This window comes from Arthrobacter mobilis, assembly GCF_012395835.1.
Taxonomy (GTDB): domain Bacteria; phylum Actinomycetota; class Actinomycetes; order Actinomycetales; family Micrococcaceae; genus Crystallibacter; species Crystallibacter mobilis.
On the sequence record NZ_JAAZSQ010000010.1, the window covers coordinates 42,221 to 59,056 of the forward strand.

The 16,836-nt window shown below is 70.8% G+C and carries 16 protein-coding genes; 11 read left to right on the forward strand and 5 right to left on the reverse strand.

Features of this window, described 5'->3' with window-relative positions; translation table 11 throughout:
• Positions 1-3: 3 nt before the first annotated feature.
• Complete coding sequence (locus HGG74_RS11610; protein ID WP_168486519.1) at positions 4-1,182, reverse strand: CaiB/BaiF CoA transferase family protein; 1,179 nt, start codon at positions 1,180-1,182, stop codon at positions 4-6.
• A 180-nt stretch (positions 1,183-1,362) separates the two neighbouring features.
• On the opposite strand from HGG74_RS11610, the gene HGG74_RS11615 reads away from it, so the two are divergent.
• The 9 genes from HGG74_RS11615 to HGG74_RS11655 all read left to right on the forward strand — a co-directional run bounded on the left by HGG74_RS11615 (position 1,363) and on the right by HGG74_RS11655 (position 10,693).
• Positions 1,363-2,241: a hypothetical protein gene (locus HGG74_RS11615; RefSeq protein ID WP_168486520.1), complete on the forward strand. Its 879-nt coding sequence runs from the start codon at positions 1,363-1,365 to the stop codon at positions 2,239-2,241.
• Positions 2,242-2,604: 363 nt separating this feature from the next.
• Complete coding sequence (locus HGG74_RS11620) at positions 2,605-4,113, forward strand: APC family permease (protein ID WP_168486521.1); 1,509 nt, start codon at positions 2,605-2,607, stop codon at positions 4,111-4,113.
• A gap of 66 nt (positions 4,114-4,179) precedes the next feature.
• The gene (locus HGG74_RS11625) at positions 4,180-5,388 is read left to right on the forward strand and encodes a cytochrome P450 (protein ID WP_168486522.1); all 1,209 of its coding nucleotides are present in this window, start codon (positions 4,180-4,182) and stop codon (positions 5,386-5,388) included.
• A gap of 62 nt (positions 5,389-5,450) precedes the next feature.
• On the forward strand, positions 5,451-5,642 hold the full coding sequence (locus HGG74_RS11630) for a ferredoxin (RefSeq protein ID WP_168486523.1): 192 nt from the start codon (positions 5,451-5,453) through the stop codon (positions 5,640-5,642).
• A 12-nt stretch (positions 5,643-5,654) separates the two neighbouring features.
• Positions 5,655-6,896 (forward strand): NAD(P)/FAD-dependent oxidoreductase, encoded by a 1,242-nt coding sequence (locus HGG74_RS11635; RefSeq protein ID WP_168486524.1) that lies wholly within the window; start codon positions 5,655-5,657, stop codon positions 6,894-6,896.
• A gap of 41 nt (positions 6,897-6,937) precedes the next feature.
• Positions 6,938-8,389 carry a glutamine synthetase family protein gene (locus HGG74_RS11640; protein ID WP_205761768.1) on the forward strand — a complete coding sequence of 484 codons (1,452 nt, stop codon included), beginning with the start codon at positions 6,938-6,940 and terminating at the stop codon, positions 8,387-8,389.
• On the forward strand, positions 8,386-9,111 hold the full coding sequence (locus HGG74_RS11645; protein WP_312856825.1) for a transporter substrate-binding domain-containing protein: 726 nt from the start codon (positions 8,386-8,388) through the stop codon (positions 9,109-9,111). Before HGG74_RS11640 ends, HGG74_RS11645 begins: the two co-directional genes overlap by 4 nt.
• A complete protein-coding gene (locus HGG74_RS11650) occupies positions 9,108-9,878 on the forward strand; it encodes a gamma-glutamyl-gamma-aminobutyrate hydrolase family protein (protein ID WP_168486526.1) in 771 nt (256 codons plus the stop codon). The genes HGG74_RS11645 and HGG74_RS11650 overlap by 4 nt, the downstream gene beginning before the upstream one ends.
• Positions 9,875-10,693, forward strand: coding sequence for a gamma-glutamyl-gamma-aminobutyrate hydrolase family protein (locus HGG74_RS11655; protein ID WP_312856826.1), 819 nt, complete (start codon positions 9,875-9,877; stop codon positions 10,691-10,693). Before HGG74_RS11650 ends, HGG74_RS11655 begins: the two co-directional genes overlap by 4 nt.
• Positions 10,694-10,709: 16 nt before the next feature.
• Here HGG74_RS11655 and HGG74_RS11660 read toward each other — a convergent pair whose 3' ends face one another.
• The 3 genes from HGG74_RS11660 to HGG74_RS11670 all read right to left on the reverse strand — a co-directional run bounded on the left by HGG74_RS11660 (position 10,710) and on the right by HGG74_RS11670 (position 14,276).
• The gene (locus tag HGG74_RS11660; RefSeq protein WP_168486528.1) at positions 10,710-11,441 is read right to left on the reverse strand and encodes a cache domain-containing protein; all 732 of its coding nucleotides are present in this window, start codon (positions 11,439-11,441) and stop codon (positions 10,710-10,712) included.
• Positions 11,438-12,199: a FadR/GntR family transcriptional regulator gene (locus HGG74_RS11665; RefSeq protein ID WP_168486529.1), complete on the reverse strand. Its 762-nt coding sequence runs from the start codon at positions 12,197-12,199 to the stop codon at positions 11,438-11,440. The genes HGG74_RS11660 and HGG74_RS11665 overlap by 4 nt, the downstream gene beginning before the upstream one ends.
• Positions 12,200-12,332: 133 nt before the next feature.
• Positions 12,333-14,276, reverse strand: a complete 1,944-nt coding sequence (locus HGG74_RS11670) for an acyl-CoA dehydrogenase family protein (RefSeq protein ID WP_168486530.1) — start codon at positions 14,274-14,276, stop codon at positions 12,333-12,335.
• Positions 14,277-14,408: 132 nt separating this feature from the next.
• On the opposite strand from HGG74_RS11670, the gene HGG74_RS11675 reads away from it, so the two are divergent.
• On the forward strand, positions 14,409-14,762 hold the full coding sequence (locus tag HGG74_RS11675) for a hypothetical protein (RefSeq protein ID WP_205761770.1): 354 nt from the start codon (positions 14,409-14,411) through the stop codon (positions 14,760-14,762).
• Here HGG74_RS11675 and HGG74_RS11680 read toward each other — a convergent pair.
• A complete protein-coding gene (locus tag HGG74_RS11680) occupies positions 14,716-15,525 on the reverse strand; it encodes an alpha/beta fold hydrolase (RefSeq protein ID WP_168486531.1) in 810 nt (269 codons plus the stop codon). The genes HGG74_RS11675 and HGG74_RS11680 overlap by 47 nt on opposite strands.
• A 140-nt stretch (positions 15,526-15,665) precedes the next feature.
• Here HGG74_RS11680 and HGG74_RS11685 point away from each other — a divergent pair, with 140 nt between their 5' ends.
• Positions 15,666-16,757 (forward strand): FecCD family ABC transporter permease, encoded by a 1,092-nt coding sequence (locus HGG74_RS11685; protein WP_168486532.1) that lies wholly within the window; start codon positions 15,666-15,668, stop codon positions 16,755-16,757.
• The last annotated feature ends 79 nt before the right edge of the window (positions 16,758-16,836 follow it).

Consider the following 16,836-nt stretch of genomic DNA (forward strand, 5'->3'; position numbering starts at 1 on the left):
GGGTCAGCTGCGCAGCCACGCCAGCACGGACTCCGTGTGCTCGCCCAGGGCCGGCGGAGCCTGCGTCCGCACCGCCAGCGGCGGGGTCCAGGTGACCGGGTGCCGCACCTGCTTGCCGACCGTGCGGCCGGCGGCGTCCTGCACCTCGATGACCGGGTCCAGCCCCAGCGAATCGGCGTAGTCCAGGCCCTCGTCGATGGTGGCCACCTGCCCGGCGGGCACGCCGGCCCCGGTGAGCTTGTCCTGCCAGATGCGGGCCGGGGCGGCGGCCAGGGCCTGCTCCAGCAGCGGGACCAGCTCGGCCCGGTGGTGCACCCGGGCGCTGTTGGTGGCGAACCGGGCATCCGTCGCCAGCTCCGGCGCCCCGATGGTCTCGGCCAGCTTGGCGAACTGCCCGTCATTGCCGCAGGCCACGGCCAGCGGTCCGTCGGCGCATTCGAGCAGCTGGTACGGCACGATCGACGGATGCGCGTTGCCCATCCGGCCCGGGATGGTGCCGGCGCCGAGCCAGGCCTGCGCCTGGTTGGCCAGCGCACCCTGCAGGCTGGAGAGCAGGTTCACCTCCACGTGGCTGCCGCGGCCGGTGGCGGCCCGGGCGCTCAGCGCCGCGAGGATCCCGATGGCGGCGTCCTTGGCCGTGAGCACGTCGACCAGCGCGACGCCGGCCTTGCAGGGGGAGCCGTCCGCCTCCCCGGTAATGCTCATCAGGCCGCCCAGGGCCTGGACGATGAAGTCGTAGCCGGGCAGCCCGGCCCCGGCGGCGGAACCGAAGCCGGAGATCGAGGCGTAGACCAGCCCGGGGTTTTGTGCGGACAGCTCCTCGTAGCCCAGGCCGAGCCTGGCCATCCCGCCGGGCTTGAAGTTCTCCACCAGCACGTCCGCCCGGCGGGCCAGTTCCCGGGCCAGCTCGCGGTCGTCCGGGTTGGCAAGGTCCAGGCAGGCGGACTCCTTGTTCCGGTTCACGCTCTCGAAGTAGGTGGCTCCGGTGGCGGAGAAGGGCGGGCCCCAGCTGCGGGTATCGTCCCCGCTGCCCGGGCGCTCCACCTTGATGACGCGGGCGCCCAGGTCGGCCAGCGTCATGGTGGCCAGGGGGCCGGCGAGCACGCGGGAGAAGTCGGCGACGAGCACGCCCTCCAGCGGACGCTGGCCGGACGACGGCGGGGGGCTGGGTGGCAGCGGCATCGGTGCCCTTTCGTAGCGGGGAACGGAGGCCTGGCGCGGTCGGCACCGGCCGGGGACATGGCGTCCAGTCTAGGAAGGGGCACGGACCCGGGCATTGGATGCCCGGGCCCGGAGTTGGATGGATTGCACAACGAGGGCGATTCCGGCCGAGCCCGGGGCGGGCGGACTAGGATTCTGCGCATGGAAGAGGTGTCCCGCGACGTGGCGGGCCGTCTGGACGGGACCGATGCCGGCAGCCGGGCGGCCAAAGCCATCCTGGACCGGTTGGAGGCCCTGGCGCCTTTCTGCGCCCGGGATGCGGACACCGACGATATCGAGCCGGATTCCCCGCTGGCCTGGCTGGACGCGCGGTTCGCGTCCCTGCACGGCGTCAGCGGCCTGCTGAAGCAGTCCCTGTCCGCCGCGATGGACAACACGCAGGCGCTGCGGCGGCTGCTGTTCGTCGAAGAGCCGTCCGGCCGTATCTTCTACCGGCTGAACACCCATGCCCCGTACTCGCTGGTGCGCACCATCATCGAGTGCGGATCGACGGTGCTGTGGGCACTGCTGCCGGACGAGGGACGCGAGAGCGCCCGGCGCAGCCTGGTGCTCATAGCCCGGGAGGTGTTCAATGCAGCCTCCTTTTGGGGCACCTACCTGGAGGAGTTCCACCCCGTCCGGCACGGCCAGGCCCTGGAGTATTTCGACGGCCTGCGCCGGGCGGTCAACGACTCGGCCGAAGCCCTGCAGCTGCCCCCGGTCTTCTCGCAGAAAGCCGGAGGCAGCTGGGGGTATGCCACCAAGAACCGCACGCAGACGGCGATCCTGAAGGACCTGCACGGCCAGGTGGCGCCGGAGCTGATCTATGTCTGGCAGTTCTGCAGCGGGTACTCCCACGGGCTGGAGTGGGCCTCGGCGAACGGGAGCATCTATCCGGATCCGTTCGCCGAGCCGGGCCGCGAACATCTGCCGGCCGGCAGCATGGAGCAGTTGCGCCGGGTGTGCGACGTGGCATTCGATCTGGTTCCCCAGGCGTGGGCCATCTACGACATCCGGCGCCGCGCCTGGCCCCTGCTCTAGCCCGCCCCGCTCCCATCGACTTACCGGATCGCGCCCGTTCCGGCGTCGGATACGGGCGCGATCCGCCCAGTCGATGGGGAAGAGGCGCGGAAATCTTTTGGAAACAAAGCTTTTCATCACGTTTACGCGCAATGTGTCGCGGCGCATATCCTTGGCCGTCCAGCGCTTACTAGCCTTGCACTTGCAGCGTCCGGAGGGGCTGCCGCACACCCGCCGGAAGCCGCTCCGAAAAATTCCTTGCCAAATAAATCATTCACAAATACAGTTTTTCAGTGACCCACCTCACGTGAGGCGCATCACCAGGGGCAGCCGGGGAATCCACCGGAACCAGCAAGCTTAAGACCTTCCCGCTGAAGGAGATCAATGTCCGCCGAAATGACCCGGCCGGCCGACCAGCCGGTCCTCGACGAGGATGCCGCGCACCTCGCCTCGCTGGGCTACTCGTACGACCAGCAGTTCAAGCGCGAGATGACCTTCTGGGGCAACGTGTCCCTGGGCTTTACCTACCTGTCCCCGGTGGTGGGGATCTACTCCCTGTTCGCGGCCTCGCTGGGCCTGGCCGGACCGCCGATGTTCTGGTCGCTGCTCATCGTGGGTGCGGGCCAGCTGCTGGTGGCCACCGTCTTCGGAGAGATCGTTTCAAACTACCCGGTGGCCGGCGGCGTCTACCCCTGGGCCCGCCGCCTGTGGGGCCGCAAGTGGGGCTGGATGAACGGCTGGGTCTACCTGTGCGCCCTGCTGGTCACCATCGCCAGTGTCTCCTACGGGGCCGGGCCGTTCCTGAGCGCGCTGCTGGGCATGGAAGCCAGCGTGGATTCCACGATCATCGCCGCGCTGCTGGTGATCCTGGTAGCCACCGTGCTGAACCTGTGCGGCACCAGGATCCTGAACAAGGTGGCCATGCTGGGCCTGCTCGCCGAGCTCGGCGGCGCCCTCGTCGTCGGCATCTGGCTGATGGTCGCTGCCCGCCAGCACGACCTGGGCGTGCTGTTCCAGAGCTTCGGCGCCGGGGAGGGCGGCGACTACTTCGCCGCCTTCGCCGCAGCCGGCCTGATCGGCATCTACCAGTACTACGGCTTCGAGGCCTGCGGCGATGTGGCCGAAGAAGTGCCCAGTCCCGGCCGGACCATCCCCAAGGCCATGCGGATGACCATCTACATCGGCGGTTTCGCGGCCATGTTCGTCTGCCTCTCGCTGATCCTGGCCGTGCCCGATTTCGGCGCGGTGATCTCCGGCTCCGACGCCGACCCGGTGGGCAGCGTGCTGCTCTCGGCCTTCGGCCCCGTCGGCTTCAAGGTGGTCCTGGCCGTGGTCATGATCTCCTTCGTCTCCTGCGCCCTGAGCCTGCAGGCGGCCACCAGCCGCCTGGCCTACTCGATGGCCCGCGACGGGATCCTGCCGGCCAGCCGCCTGCTGAGCAAGTTCAGTGAAACCCGGCACGTGCCGCCGTACGCCCTGCTGGTCGCCGGCCTGGTGCCCGCCCTGATCGTCATCGGCTCCAAGGTGTCCGAGGACGCACTGGTGGCCATCATCTCCTTTGCCGCCATGGGTATGTACATGGGCTTCCAGATGGTGGTCCTGGCCTCCCTGCGGGCCCGGCTCAAGGGCTGGCAGCCGCGCGGCGCGTTCCAGCTGGGCAAATGGGGCATCCCGGTCAATATCGCAGCCCTCGTCTGGGGCGTCCTGGGCATGGTCAACATGGCTTGGCCGCGCACCCCCGAGGCCGGCTGGTTTGTGAACTGGATCGTGCTGATCTCCTCGGTCACCGTGGTGGCCGCCGGGCTGATCTACATGGCCGTCAAAAAGCCCTACCTCAAGGGCGACGCCCCGGCCGCCGATGCCATTCCGGCAGCCACCTTGCGGGCCCGCTGAGCCAGGTCTCCGACCGTTCCACCAAGCACCGTTGATCCACCCAGCAGCACAGAAAAGGTTTCCTCCATGAGCACACCTGCCATCGAATTGCCAGCCGTTCCCTACCTGGACATCTCCGATCCGTCCTTTGCCATGCAGTCCGAGGCACTGCGCACCGCCCGCGAGCAGAGCTGGTACGCCCGCACCAATTTCGGGCTGGCGGTGCTGCGCTACGACGAGGTCAGCAAGCTGCTCAAGAGCCCCAAACTCTGCCAGGGCAGCGCCAAGTGGCCGGCACACAACGGCGTGCACGGCGGCCTGTTCTACGACTGGTGGACGAAGAACCTGCTGGTGCTCGAGGGCGAGGACCACCACCGCATCCGCCGGCTGCTCAACCCGGCCTTCTCGCCGCGGCTGATCAAGGACCTGGTGCCCCGCTTCCAGGACCTGGCCAACGAACTGATCGACGCCTTCATCGACCAGGGCGGCTGCGAGTTCATCCGCGACTTCGCCGAGCCGTACGCCACCCGGGTGCTGACCATCCTGCTCGGGATCCCCGAGAGCGAATGGCCGAAGATCGCCCGGCTGGCCTCCACCGTGGGCCTGGCCCTGGGCGTGACGTTCAAACAGGACCTGGACAAGGTCGAGGCGGCGGTCGCGGAACTCTACGAGTACGCCGAGGAGCTGATCAAGGACCGCCAGGCCAACCCGGGCGTGGACTTCGTCTCCCGCCTGGTGCTGGCCAGCCGGGATGGGGACCGGCTCAGCGACGAGGAGCTGCGCAACGCGCTGGTGCTGCTGATCTTCGGCGGCATGGACACCACCCGCAACCAGCTGGGCCTGGCCATGCAGTCCTTTATCCGCAACCCGGAGCAGTGGGAGCTGCTGGCCCGGCGCCCGGATCTGGGCGGCAAAGCCGTGGAGGAAGTCATGCGGACCAACCCGACCGTCACCTGGGTGACCCGCGAAGCCGTGGAGGACTTCGAATACCAGGGGCTGTCCATCGAAAAGGGCACCACCGTCCACCTGTTCACCCAGTCCTCCGGCACGGACCCGCGGGCCTTCCCGAACCCGGAGCTGGACCTGCTCGGCGAGCACGCCCCGCATTACGGCTTCGGCGGCGGCGTCCACCACTGCCTGGGCCACTTCGTTGCCCGCGCGGACATGAGCGAGGCGCTGCCGCTGCTGGCCCGCCGCCTGGCCAACCCGCACCTGACCGGCGGGGACGAATGGCTGCCGGACTCGGGCAACACCGGCCCCACGCGCCTGCCCATCGGCTTCACCAAGCGCGCCTGACCCACCGATTTCGCGCCTGACCCACCGATCTAACGACAGCACCACCAGAAAGCAGGACCGTGATGAAGACCATCGATGTGGACCGCAGCCTCTGCGACAACCACGGCCAGTGCGCCATCGCCGCCCCGGCGGTGTTCCGGATGAATTCCGACGGCGTGCTCGAGTATGAGGAGACGTTCGACGACGCGCTGCTGGACGAGGTCGAGGAAGCCGTCGACGTCTGCCCGGTGCAGGCCATCTTCCTGAAAGACTGAAGGAGCCTGACCATGACGCGCAGGATCATCGTCGCCGGCGCCTCCCTGGGCGGCCTGCGCGCGGCCGAGCAGCTGCGCGCGGCCGGCTGGGAGGAGGAGATCGTCGTCGTCGGCGACGAGGCCCACCCGCCCTACAACCGCCCGCCGCTGTCCAAGGAACTGCTGGCAGCCCCGGGAGGGTTCGACGAAGCCTTGGCCTCGGTGCTGCTGCGGCAGCGCCGGTCCGCCACCGGCATCCAGTGGCGGCTCGGCGCCGCCGTCGTACGTGCGGACCTGGCGGCCCGCACGCTGACCCTGGCCGGCGGCGGCCAGCTGGCCTGGGACGGCCTGGTCGCCGCCACCGGACTGCGTCCGGCGCGCGTGCAGGCCCCCGGCCCGCTGCCCGGCCGGCACGTGGTCCGCACCCTCGACGACGCCCTCGGGCTGCACCGGGAGCTGAAGCCCGGCCTGCGCGCCGTGGTGGTCGGGGCCGGATTCATCGGCTGCGAGGTGGCCGCCACTGCCACCTCGCTGGGCTGCCGCGTCACGCTCATCGAAGGCAGCGGCGGCCCGATGGAGCGTCCGCTCGGGGCCCGGCTCAGTGCCGGCGTCCGGCGCTTCCTGCAGGAGCGCGGCATCCACTGCCTTCCCGGGCAGCGGGTGTCGGCCTTCACCGGCACCGGACGCTGCACCGGCGTACGGCTGGCGGACGGCACCGAGGTGGCCGCCGACGTCGTCATCGAGGCCGTCGGCTCGCACCCGAACACCGAATGGCTCGACGGCAACGGGCTGGACCTGGCCGACGGCGTGCTCTGCGACGAATGGCTGCGGGCCGTCGGCGCCGGGCAGGCACTGCCCCATGTCGTGGCCGTCGGGGACCTCGCCCGCTATCCGGACCGGCGCACCGGCACCGGCCCGCGCCGGGTGGAGCACTGGGCCACCCCCGCGGACACCGCCAAGATCGCCGCGCCCGCCCTGGTCGCCGGAGTCAACGGCACCCCGGTGCCCGAACCGGCAGCACCGCTGCCCTCCTTCTGGACCGATCTCTTCAAGATCCGCATCCAGGGCGTGGGCAGTCCCGCGCTCGCTGAACAGACCGAGGTCTTCGAAGGGGACCCGGCCCGGCCCGAGGACGGGGTGGCCCTGGGCTACTACCGGGCGGGAAGGCTGATCGGCGCGGTGACCGCCGCCCTGCCCGCCGACAGGCAGCTGCACTACCGCAGGCTCGTCACCGAGGCGGGCCTGCCCGCAGACTCCCGGCTGGCCGCCGTCTAAGGCACCGCCGGCACCGAGCACCAAGCAGAAAGAAGACTGACATGACCCTCACCCCCGTCCGGCCCGAGACGGCCGCCACCGACCTGCCGGCCTCCCTCACCGGCGCACTCAGCGACTCGCTGAATGACAACCAAGCCTTCGGCCGCCACCAGGAGCGCAACCTGCGCCCGGAGACGGTGCGGGACCTGGGCCGGAAGATCGAGGAAGCCGGCGTCGAGTACATCTACTACGCGGTGCCGACCATCGGTTCGCGCATGGTGGCCAAGATGGTTCCGGCGAACCACTTCCGCCGCAACCTGCAGAAGGGCATCGCCTTCCACCGCACCGCCCTGTCCGACCTGCAGAACGACCGCTTCGGCAACCTGATCGGCGGCGGCATCGAGGCCCGCGAATTCTGGGCACTGCCGGAACCGGAGACCTTCGTGGTGCTGCCCTGGGACACCTCGGTGGCGCGCATCTTCTGCACCGCCTACGAGCCCCCGCACCTGCCCGGGGTCGGCGGCCGCCCGCTGGCCATCGACACCCGTGCCCTGCTGATCCGCGCCCACGAGGCGTTCACCGCGCGCACCGGCTTCGAGGTCCGTTCCGGCACCGAGCCGGAGATGACCTGGGAAGGCCAGGGCCTGGAGGTCGTCAAGAAGCCCGGCTCCAGCCCTGCCTACCAGGTGGAGAACCTGGAACGGATGCGCCCGATCTACAAGCAGCTGGTCACCTACGCCCGGGCCATGGGCCTGGACATGATCGAGGGCGACTACGAGGACGACGGCCAGATCGAGCTGAACTGGATGTACGACCGGGTCGAGCACACCTCCGACCGGCTGGTCACCTACCGGCAGATCTGCAAGCAGGTGGCCCGCGAATTCGGCGTCACCGCCAGCTTCATGCCCAAGCCGTACAACGGCCAGATGGGCAACGGCTGCCACCACAACCTGAGCCTGTGGGACGGGGAGACCAACGTCACCGAGGACGCCGGCCGGGTGGAACTGCACGTGTCGCAGACCGCGCGGCACGCCATCGGCGGCCTGCTCGCGCACGCCGCCGGCTCGATGGCGGTGATGGCCTCCACTGTCAACTCCTACAAGCGCTTCTGGGATGCCGGCCAGTTCGCCCCGAGCCTGGCCAACTGGGGCCTGGACAGCCGCGGCTGCCTGGTCCGCATTTCCTCCAATGGCCGGATGGAATACCGCGTGCCGGACGCGGCGGTGAACCCGTACCTGTCGCACACCCTGATCATCGCGGCGATGGAGGACGGGCTGGACCGCCGGCTCGATCCGGGCGAGCCCGACGCCGGCGGACAGGTTGCCGCCGGCGGCCAGCTGCCGCTGACCCTGGGCGATGCCATCGACGCATTCACCGCTGACGGCTACCTGACCTCGGCGCTGCCGGCGGACCTGGTGGCGATCTACACCCAGCTGAAGCAGGAGGAATGGGCCCGCTACTGCGGGGCCATCACCGAGTGGGACCGCGAAATGTACTGGGAGACCATCCCGTGAGCACCTCCGGAACGCTCTCGCCGGGCATCCTGCGCCTGGCCTGCATCGACTCCGAGGCCCCGCCGCTGTTCCACCTGGCCGGCGCCGGGCCCCGGCGCGGGTACGAACCGGCGGCGGCCGCCCTGGTCGCCTCCGTGCTGGGCCTGCGCGTGGAGTGGGAGTTCATGGCCTGGGACGACATGCTACCGGCCGTGCGCGACCACCGCGTGGATGCCGTCTGGTGCGGCCAGGGGATCATCCCCGAGCGCCAGGCGGTGGTGGACTTCACCGAGCCGTATGCGGTCTTCGACGAGACGGTGCTGGTACGCAAGGGTGATCCGGCCCGGGCGCCGGAGGACCTGGCCGGGTACAAGGTGGCCGCGATCGAAGGCAGCGCCAACATGCGCCTGGCAGTGACCTTCCCCGGCGCCGAGCCGGTGGCCTTCACCGGCGAGGACGTCTTCGGCGACATGCTCGCTGCGCTGCGCCGCGGCGAGGTGGACGCCATGGTGGACGACGACGTCGTCACCGTCCCGCTGGGCGAGGACCCGGCCTACGACGTCGCCTTCACCGTGCGCACCGGCAACCGCTGGGGCATCGGCGTGGCCAAGGACAACCCGTTCCTGCTCGCCGGACTCAACGCGGCCCTGGCCACGGTGGTCTCGGATGGCCGGCTGGAAAAGGTCTGGGCCGCGTGGATGCCGCACCTGCCGTACCCGCTGGGTGAACGGGTGTCCGCATGAGCCGGCCGCTGATCGGGGTGCCCGGGATGTGGTCCAGCTCGGTCCACGGGCTGCGCTTCGACGGCGTGGCCGTGGCCGTCCAGGTGCTGCGCAGCATCGCCGCGGCCGGCGGCGAACCGGTGGTCATGTTCCCGGGCAGCACCGACGGCTCCCCGGACAGCATCACCGCGCAGCTGGCCCGGTTCGACGCCGTGGTGCTCCCGGGCGGGGCAGACGTCTCCCCGGCGCTGTACGGGGCGGAGCCGGACGAGCACTACTGGCCCGCGGACTACGAGGGCCAGGACGGGTTCGAGGCGGGCATCATCACCGGCTGCATCGAGGCCGGCGTGCCCCTGCTGGCGATCTGCCGCGGGCTGCAGCTGCTCAACGTCGGCCGCGGCGGCACCCTCGTCCAGCATCTGGCGCCCGGACCCGTCCAGCACAAGGACGCGCTGCATGCCGTCGAAGTGGCACCGGGTTCCCTGCTGGCCTCCGTCATCGGCGCGCAGCCGGCCGAGGTGTCCTCCTACCACCACCAGGCGGTGGGGGCGCTCGGCGAGGGCCTGCGCGTCACCGCCACGGCTCCCGACGGAGTGGTGGAGGCGCTCGAGGTCCCCGGCGTCCCGCTGCTGGCCGTCCAGTGGCATCCGGAGGACACCGCCGCCACCAACCCGGCGGACCACGCGCTGTTCGAATGGGTGGTCGGGGCCGCGCGGCAGCGGCGCGGGCGGCTGGACCGGGACAGCGCCGCCGGCGGAACGGCCCTGGCCGAGGCGGGCGTGCTGTGAGCGCGCTGCGGGTGGAGCCCGCCGAGGTCATTCCCGCCGGGTTCGCGGAGCTGCCGGCCGGCGCGCCGCGGATCGCCGTCGTCGTCTCGCTGACCTTTCCCGGCATGACAGCGCAGACCCTGGAGCTGATGCGGCGGTTCACCCGGACCGCCTTCGAAGCCCTGCTGGCCGCCGGGGCGCGCGCCGAGCTGGTGGACAGCGCCGCGGCGGACCTGCTGCCGCCGGCGGAGCTGGCCGGCTGCGACGGCGTGCTGTTCCTCGGCGGCGGGGACGTGGACGGCGCCCTGTACGGGCACCACGGATACGTCCCGAACTCCTACGGCGTGGACCGCCGCGCCGATGAATACTGCCTGGAGCTGATCCGCGGCGTCCTGGACCGGGACCAGCCGCTGCTGGCCATCTGCCGCGGCTCGCAGCTGCTGAATGTGGCCTGCGGGGGCACCCTGGTCCCGGACCTGGATCCCTGGCAGCTGCACCGCGGCGGGCCGGGGAAGCCGATCTTCCTGGACGAGGAGGTCAGTCTGGTACCCGGGTCCCGGATTGCCCGGATCCTGGGCCGCGAACGGGCCACCGTCCGCTCCGGCCACCACCAGGCGGTGGGCACGGTGGCCCCGGCGCTGGCCGTGGCGGCCGTGGCGGACGACGGCGTGGTGGAGGGCACCGAACACCGGGAGAAGTCCTGGGTTCTCGGCGTGCAGTGGCATCCGGAGGACTCGGACGGCAGCGCCGGGGACAGGGCACTGCTCTTCGAGGCCTTCGTCGCCCGCTGCGCCGGCCGGCCGGCCCCGGCGGACGCCCTCGCCCGGACATCCTGACCGTCGGCGCGGGGGTTCAGGACTCTTGTCCTGGACCCCCGCTGCTGCACAGCAGGCCCAGGTTCAGATAGGGCACCTCCAGCGGGACCAGGGCGAAGCCCGGCGGCTCGGTCTTGATCCGCTCGCCGACCAGGAACCGGCCGGAGTTGCCCAGGACCACGCGGTTCTCATTGCCGTTCACGATCGCCGCATCGCCGGGGACGGCCCGGATCATCGGGATGAACACCTCCTCGAGGTCGCGGATGCGCAGGTCGCAGCCGGTCACCCCGATGAAGCTGCCGTGGACGTAGCTGGGCACGGTGCAGGTCATGATGTATTCGTTGAAGCCCAGATAGTCCACGTACGGGCCGGCAATGGTCTGCCGGCCCGTGCGGGCGGCCACCGAAAACCACGGCAGCTGTTCGTAGTCGTAGAAACTGTTGCCTTCGGGGGCCAGGTCGAAATCCAGTTTTTCGATTCCATTCCGGTCATTCCTGACCCACCATTCCAAAACGCCCTCGGCGTCCTGAATGGACGAAATGGAAAAGATGACTCCGGCGCCCACGACGCTGGAATGGGAATTCAGGAAATGCTCGGATTTCTCCCGCAGCCCGGACAGGTCGCGCTTGGAAATCTTGGTCCGTTCCCCGAGGGCCGATTCCAGCAGCAGCCCCACCTCGCCGGACATGGCGTCCAGGTCCCGGTACAGCGCGCTGAGCCAGCCGGCAATCGAGGCGGCCGCCGCCGCGGTCGTATCCTGCAGGCTCACATGCTCTCCCGGGTCCGGTCCGAATAGCTCAGGGTCAGCTTGGTGTCGATCAGGTGGTAGATGTTCCGGCGGATGTGCTCCAGCGCCAGCCGCTGGGCCGTTTCCGGATCGTCGCTGCGGATGGCCTGGACCAGCTGCAGGTGTTCGACGGTCGTTGTTTCGACGTCGAAGTCCCCGGCCAGCGGGGTCCACAGCACCTGGCTGATTTCGCCCTGGAGGCGGATTTCCGAGGCCAGCAGCCGCGGCGACTGGGCCGCGACCGCCAGCTCGATGTGGAAGCGGCTGTCCGCCCGGGCCCGAGCCTCGGGGGTTTCGGCGCGGGCCTGGGCCCTGGCCAGCTGCTCGAGCCGGTCCAGCGCCTGCGGGTCCGCGCGCCCGCAGGCCAGCCGGACCGTGGCGGCCGTGATGGCGGCATGTTCGTCGCCCAGGTCCCGCAGTTCGGCCAGCGAGGTCTCCGCCAGGTAGCGCCGCATCAGGTCCCGGGCCGCCGGCGGAGCCTTGACGACGAAGGTGCCGCCGCTGCGGCCCCGGCGGGTCTCGACAATGCCCTGTTCGCGCAGCGACGCCAGCGCGTCCCGCAGCGTGGCCCCGGCCACCCCGAACATTTCGGACAATTCCGATTCGGCCGGCAGCCGCTCGCCTTCGCGGAGCATGCCCAGGGAAATGGCCGTCGAAATCCGCTGGGCAATGGTATCGGCGCGCTCCAGCGCGGGAAGGGTCCGGTAGATTTGCGACTGGAAAGCAGCCGGCGAGGCCATGGGCACCTCCTTTCCGGCGCGGTAATCGGCAGAACCGCCGGATGCAATAGGCTGGTCCCAATATATCGGCTGCCCGCCGCGGGGGCCGGAACCCATTTCCAGATGAAGGAAAATGAATTCCGGCCCGGGTCCCCTACCGGTAGCTGCGGCGCTTGTTCTCGTGCCGGGACGGTCCGGGGGACGGCTCGGCGATCCACGGGCCGGTGCCCTCGGAGGCGTCGATGATCCCGGCCTCCAGCCAGGTGAAGTCGCCGTCGAGCACCTTGGCCGCCAGCCGGTGGTCGGCGGCGTCGGTGTTCTGCCAGAGCTCGTCGAACAGCTGCCGGACGCGGGTGCGCGACTGCCGGCAGAAGGCATCCGCCAGTTCCCGGGCGCTGCTGCCGCGTGCCGGGTCCTGCTGCCTCAGCAGTTCGGCCCGGCTGCAGCAGGCGGCCATGGCGAACAGTTCGGCGCCGATGTCCACGGTGCGTCCAAGGAACACCTGCCGGTGTTCGAGCCCTGCCTGCCATCGGGCCATGCCGGCGAAGGTGTTCCGGGCCAGCCGGCGCGAGGCGCGTTCGATGAACCGCAGGTGCGTTGCGAGCGGGCCGAACCCGGCGTAGGACCGGGGGTTCAGGCCCTGGCCGGCGAGCAGCCGGGGCAGCCAGCCGGCGTAGAAGCCGCTGGCGCCGACGGCGGCGCGGGCCTTGGCGGGCAGTGCGGCCTCGGCCGAGGCCAGGTCCCCGGCGGCGGTCAGGTGGGTATCCACCGCCTCCCGGGCGATGAGCAGGCGCATGATTTCGGTCGATCCTTCGAAGATCCGGTTGATCCGCAGATCCCGCAGCTGCTGCTCGACCGGGACCGCGCGTTCGCCGCGCGCCGCCAGGGACTCGGCCGTTTCGAAGCCGCGGCCGCCGCGGATCTGGACCAGGTCGTCGGCGACCTTCCAGGACAGCTCGCTGGCCCAGAGCTTGGCCAGGGCCGCCTCGATCCGCACGTCCTTGAGCCCGGATTCGGCCAGGGCGGCCGAGAGTTCGAAGACGGCCTCCAGGGCGAAGGCGGTGGCGGCAATGAAGGCGACCTTCTTGCCCACGGCCTCGTGCCGCCCGATCGGCCGGCCCCACTGGATGCGCGCCGAGGACCATTCGCGGGCGATTTTCAGCGACCATTTGGCGCTGCCGGCGCAGATGGCCGGAATGGCCAGGCGCCCGGTGTTCAGGGTGGTCAGGGCGATCTTGAGCCCCTGGCCCTCCTTGCCCAGCCGGTTGGCCGCCGGCACCCGGACCTGGTCGAACCGGGTGACGCCGTTCTCGAGCCCGCGCAGGCCCATGAAGGCATTCCGGTGCTCGACCGTGATCCCGGGGGAGTCCGCCTCGACCACAAAGGCGGTGATGCCCCCCGCCGAGTCCCCGTGCGGGGGGACCTTGGCCATGACCACGACGAGTTCGGCGACCACCCCGTTGGTGGTCCACAGCTTGCTGCCGTTGAGCACGTAGGACTCGCCGTCCTCGGCCGGTTCCGCCGTGGACGAGAGCCGGGCCGGGTCCGAACCGACGCCCGGCTCGGTGAGCAGGAAGGCGGTCACGGCCCCGGCCGCGCAGCGGGGCAGGAACCGGCGCTTCTGCTCCTCGGTGCCAAAGACCTTCACCGGCTCGGGCACGCCGACGGACTGGTGGGCCGAGAACATCGCCCCGAGGCTGGGGTGCACCGAAGCGAGCAGCATCAGGGCCCGGCCGTAGTAGGCCAGCGACAGGCCCAGGCCGCCGTATTCGACGGGGGTCTTCATGCCGAAGGTGCCCAGCTCCGCCAGGCCCTGCAGGTACTCGTCGGGGATCTGCGCGTCGCGCTCGATCCGCCGCCCGTCCATCGTCCGGGCGTATTCCTCCAGCCGGGCCAGGAAGGCATCCCCGGCGGCCTGCTCCTCCGCGGACGGCACCGGGTGCGGGTGGACCAGGTCCAGGTCGAAGTTCCCCAGGTACAGGCCCTTGGCGAAGCTTGGCCGCGTCCATTCGGTCTCCCGCGCGGCTTCGGCCACGGCGCGCGCGGCACGTTCGCTGACTTCTTCGGGTGTGGATGGCTGGTGCGTGCCAGTGCTCATGGTTGTCCCCTTCGACCAGGGCCGCCGCAGGCCGGAGACCCTTTAGCTGTGCCATTACCGTACTACCGGCCACCGGCAATTGTTACTCCCCGGTACGGGTATTTTCAGCGGCGCGGACCGAACCTGAATTACATGAAGCTCCAAGTGCCTGTGCGCATCGACTACGACGAGCTGTCCGAGGAGAAGCTGCTGCTGCCCGCGACTGCCTCCTTCGAGCGGGCCGGCCCGCTTGGCCTGCCGCTCTGCATCGCGCTGCTGTCCGGACCGCAGGATGTCGCCCGGCGGGTGGAGTACTACCGCGCCTGCCTGCAGCAGAACATGCCGCGGACGATGGGCCAGTACGCGCTCTTCGGCCACGGCCGCTACACGGCCCAGGTCGGCCTGGGCGGGCTGCCCTTTGCGGAAACGGCCAGGTCGATCGAACAGCTGGCCACCGGGATCATGCCGGTGGCGCAGAAGGAGACCCGCCCGGCCCGCCGGCCGTAGCAGGTCCCGGCCCCTGCTGCCCCGCCTGCGCCGGCTCCGCCTGCGCAGTGTGGGCCAGGATGGCGGCGGCACACGCCGCCGGCTGCTCCCAATGCACCATGTGCCCGGCGCCGGGGATCTGGACATGCCGCCAGTGCGGGTGCCGGGCCATGAAGCCGGCCACGGCCTCGGGGGTGCGGGTCGCGTCCCGGCTGCCGGTGACCACCATGGTGGCGGCGCTGATCAGCTCCGGCACGTCCGCGGCCGCCCCGGTGAGGCCGGCCAGCATGCTGGCGCGCACGACGGCGGCCGGGAGCCTGAAGGGGGCCAGGAACGTTTCGCGGTCCGCGCCTGCCGGTTCCGGCCCGCCGCGGAACCAGGCCGCGATGATTTCCTCCGCAGCGCCCGGACCCGCCGGTCCGGGTCCGCCGAACAGCCGGAGCAGCCGGGACTGCGTCGCCGCGGACGGCTGCAGCGGCACCATGCCTACCAGGGTCACCGAGGCGGCCAGCGCCGGCTGCCGCGCGGCGATGGTGGCCGCGACGCTGCCGCCGAGCGAGTGGCCGATCCAGTGGGCAGGTCCGGTTCCGCCCAGGTCCGCGGCCAGTCTGGCCGCGACCTTCTCCACGGTCCAGTCGGCGCCGGGATCCAGGGCCTCGCCTCCGTAGCCGGGCAGGTCCGGGGCCAGGACGCTCCGGCCGGCCTGGCCGAGCTCCCGCGCCAGCGGCGCCCAGTAGGCGCTGGAGCACGCCCAGCCGTGCAGCAGGATCAGGGGAGCGGACATGCTCCGATTATGCCCGCTGCGGGTGCCGGGATGATTAGGAAAGAAACCTGTTGCCTAATCAACCCATTCATAGGTTAGGCTTGCCTTGTTTTGTTGTTCCGGATACTGGTCCGGCCGGGTCGCCGGGCAGGGGGGAAGACATGAAGGCAGCGGTGTCCGCGCAGGAGCGGTCCGTGCCAACTGCCGGCTCGCCAACTGCCGGCTCCCGGGCCCCGGGGCGGGATCTGCCTGCTGCCAAGCCCCGGCGTCTGGCCGCAGGCACGCTCCTGGTCATGACTGTGCTGCTGGCGGCCTGCCTGGCCTCGCTGGCGTTCGGCGCGCGTCCGGTCGGCATTGGTGCCCTCCTGGAGGCGTTCACCGCTTTCGACCCGGCCAACGGGGACCATGCAGTGGTCCACTCGCGGATTCCGCGCACCGTGACCGGCCTGCTGGCCGGGGCCGCCCTCGGGCTGGCCGGCGCGGCCATGCAGGGCGTCGCCCGGAATCCGCTGGCGGACCCGGGCATCCTCGGGGTCAACGCCGGCGCCTCGCTCGCCGTCGTCACCGGCATCTACGCCTTCGGGATCACCCAGCTCTCCGGCTACATCTGGCTCGCTTTCCTCGGGGCCGCGGCCGCCGCCGCCGTCGTCTACACCATTGCCAGCCTGGGCAGGGAAGGGGCAACCCCGGTGAAGCTGGCCCTGGCCGGCGCCGCCCTCTCGGCCGGGCTGGGTTCCCTGCTGCACGCCGTGCTGGTCACCAGCCGGGACACCCTGGAATCGTTCCGCTTCTGGCAGGTGGGCTCCCTCAGCGGCCGGGACTGGGACGCGGTCGGCCAGGTGCTGCCGTTCCTGCTGGCCGGACTGCTGGTCACCGGCTGCACCGGACGGCTGCTGAACAACCTCGCCCTCGGGGACGACGCCGCACGCGGCCTGGGCCAGCAGGTGGCCCTGTCCCGGGCCGTCTCGGCACTGGGCATCGTGGTCCTCTGCGGGTCCGCGACGGCGCTGGCCGGTCCCATCGCCTTCGTCGGGCTGGTCATCCCGCACGTGGTGCGGGCCTTCACCGGGCCGGACTACCGCCGGATCCTGCCGCTGTCGGCGCTGCTGGCACCGGCCCTGCTGCTGGGGGCGGATACCCTCGGCCGGGTCATCGCGCTGCCCGGCGAAGTCCAGGCCGGCATCATGACCGCTGCTGTCGGGGCCCCGGTCTTTATCTGGCTGGTCCGCAGCCGGAAGGCGGCCGGGCTGTGAGCGCCACCGGCACCGTGGCCGGCCGCGAGGCCGCCGGGACCCCGGACAGCATGAACACCGGCGGGCCCAGTGCGGACAC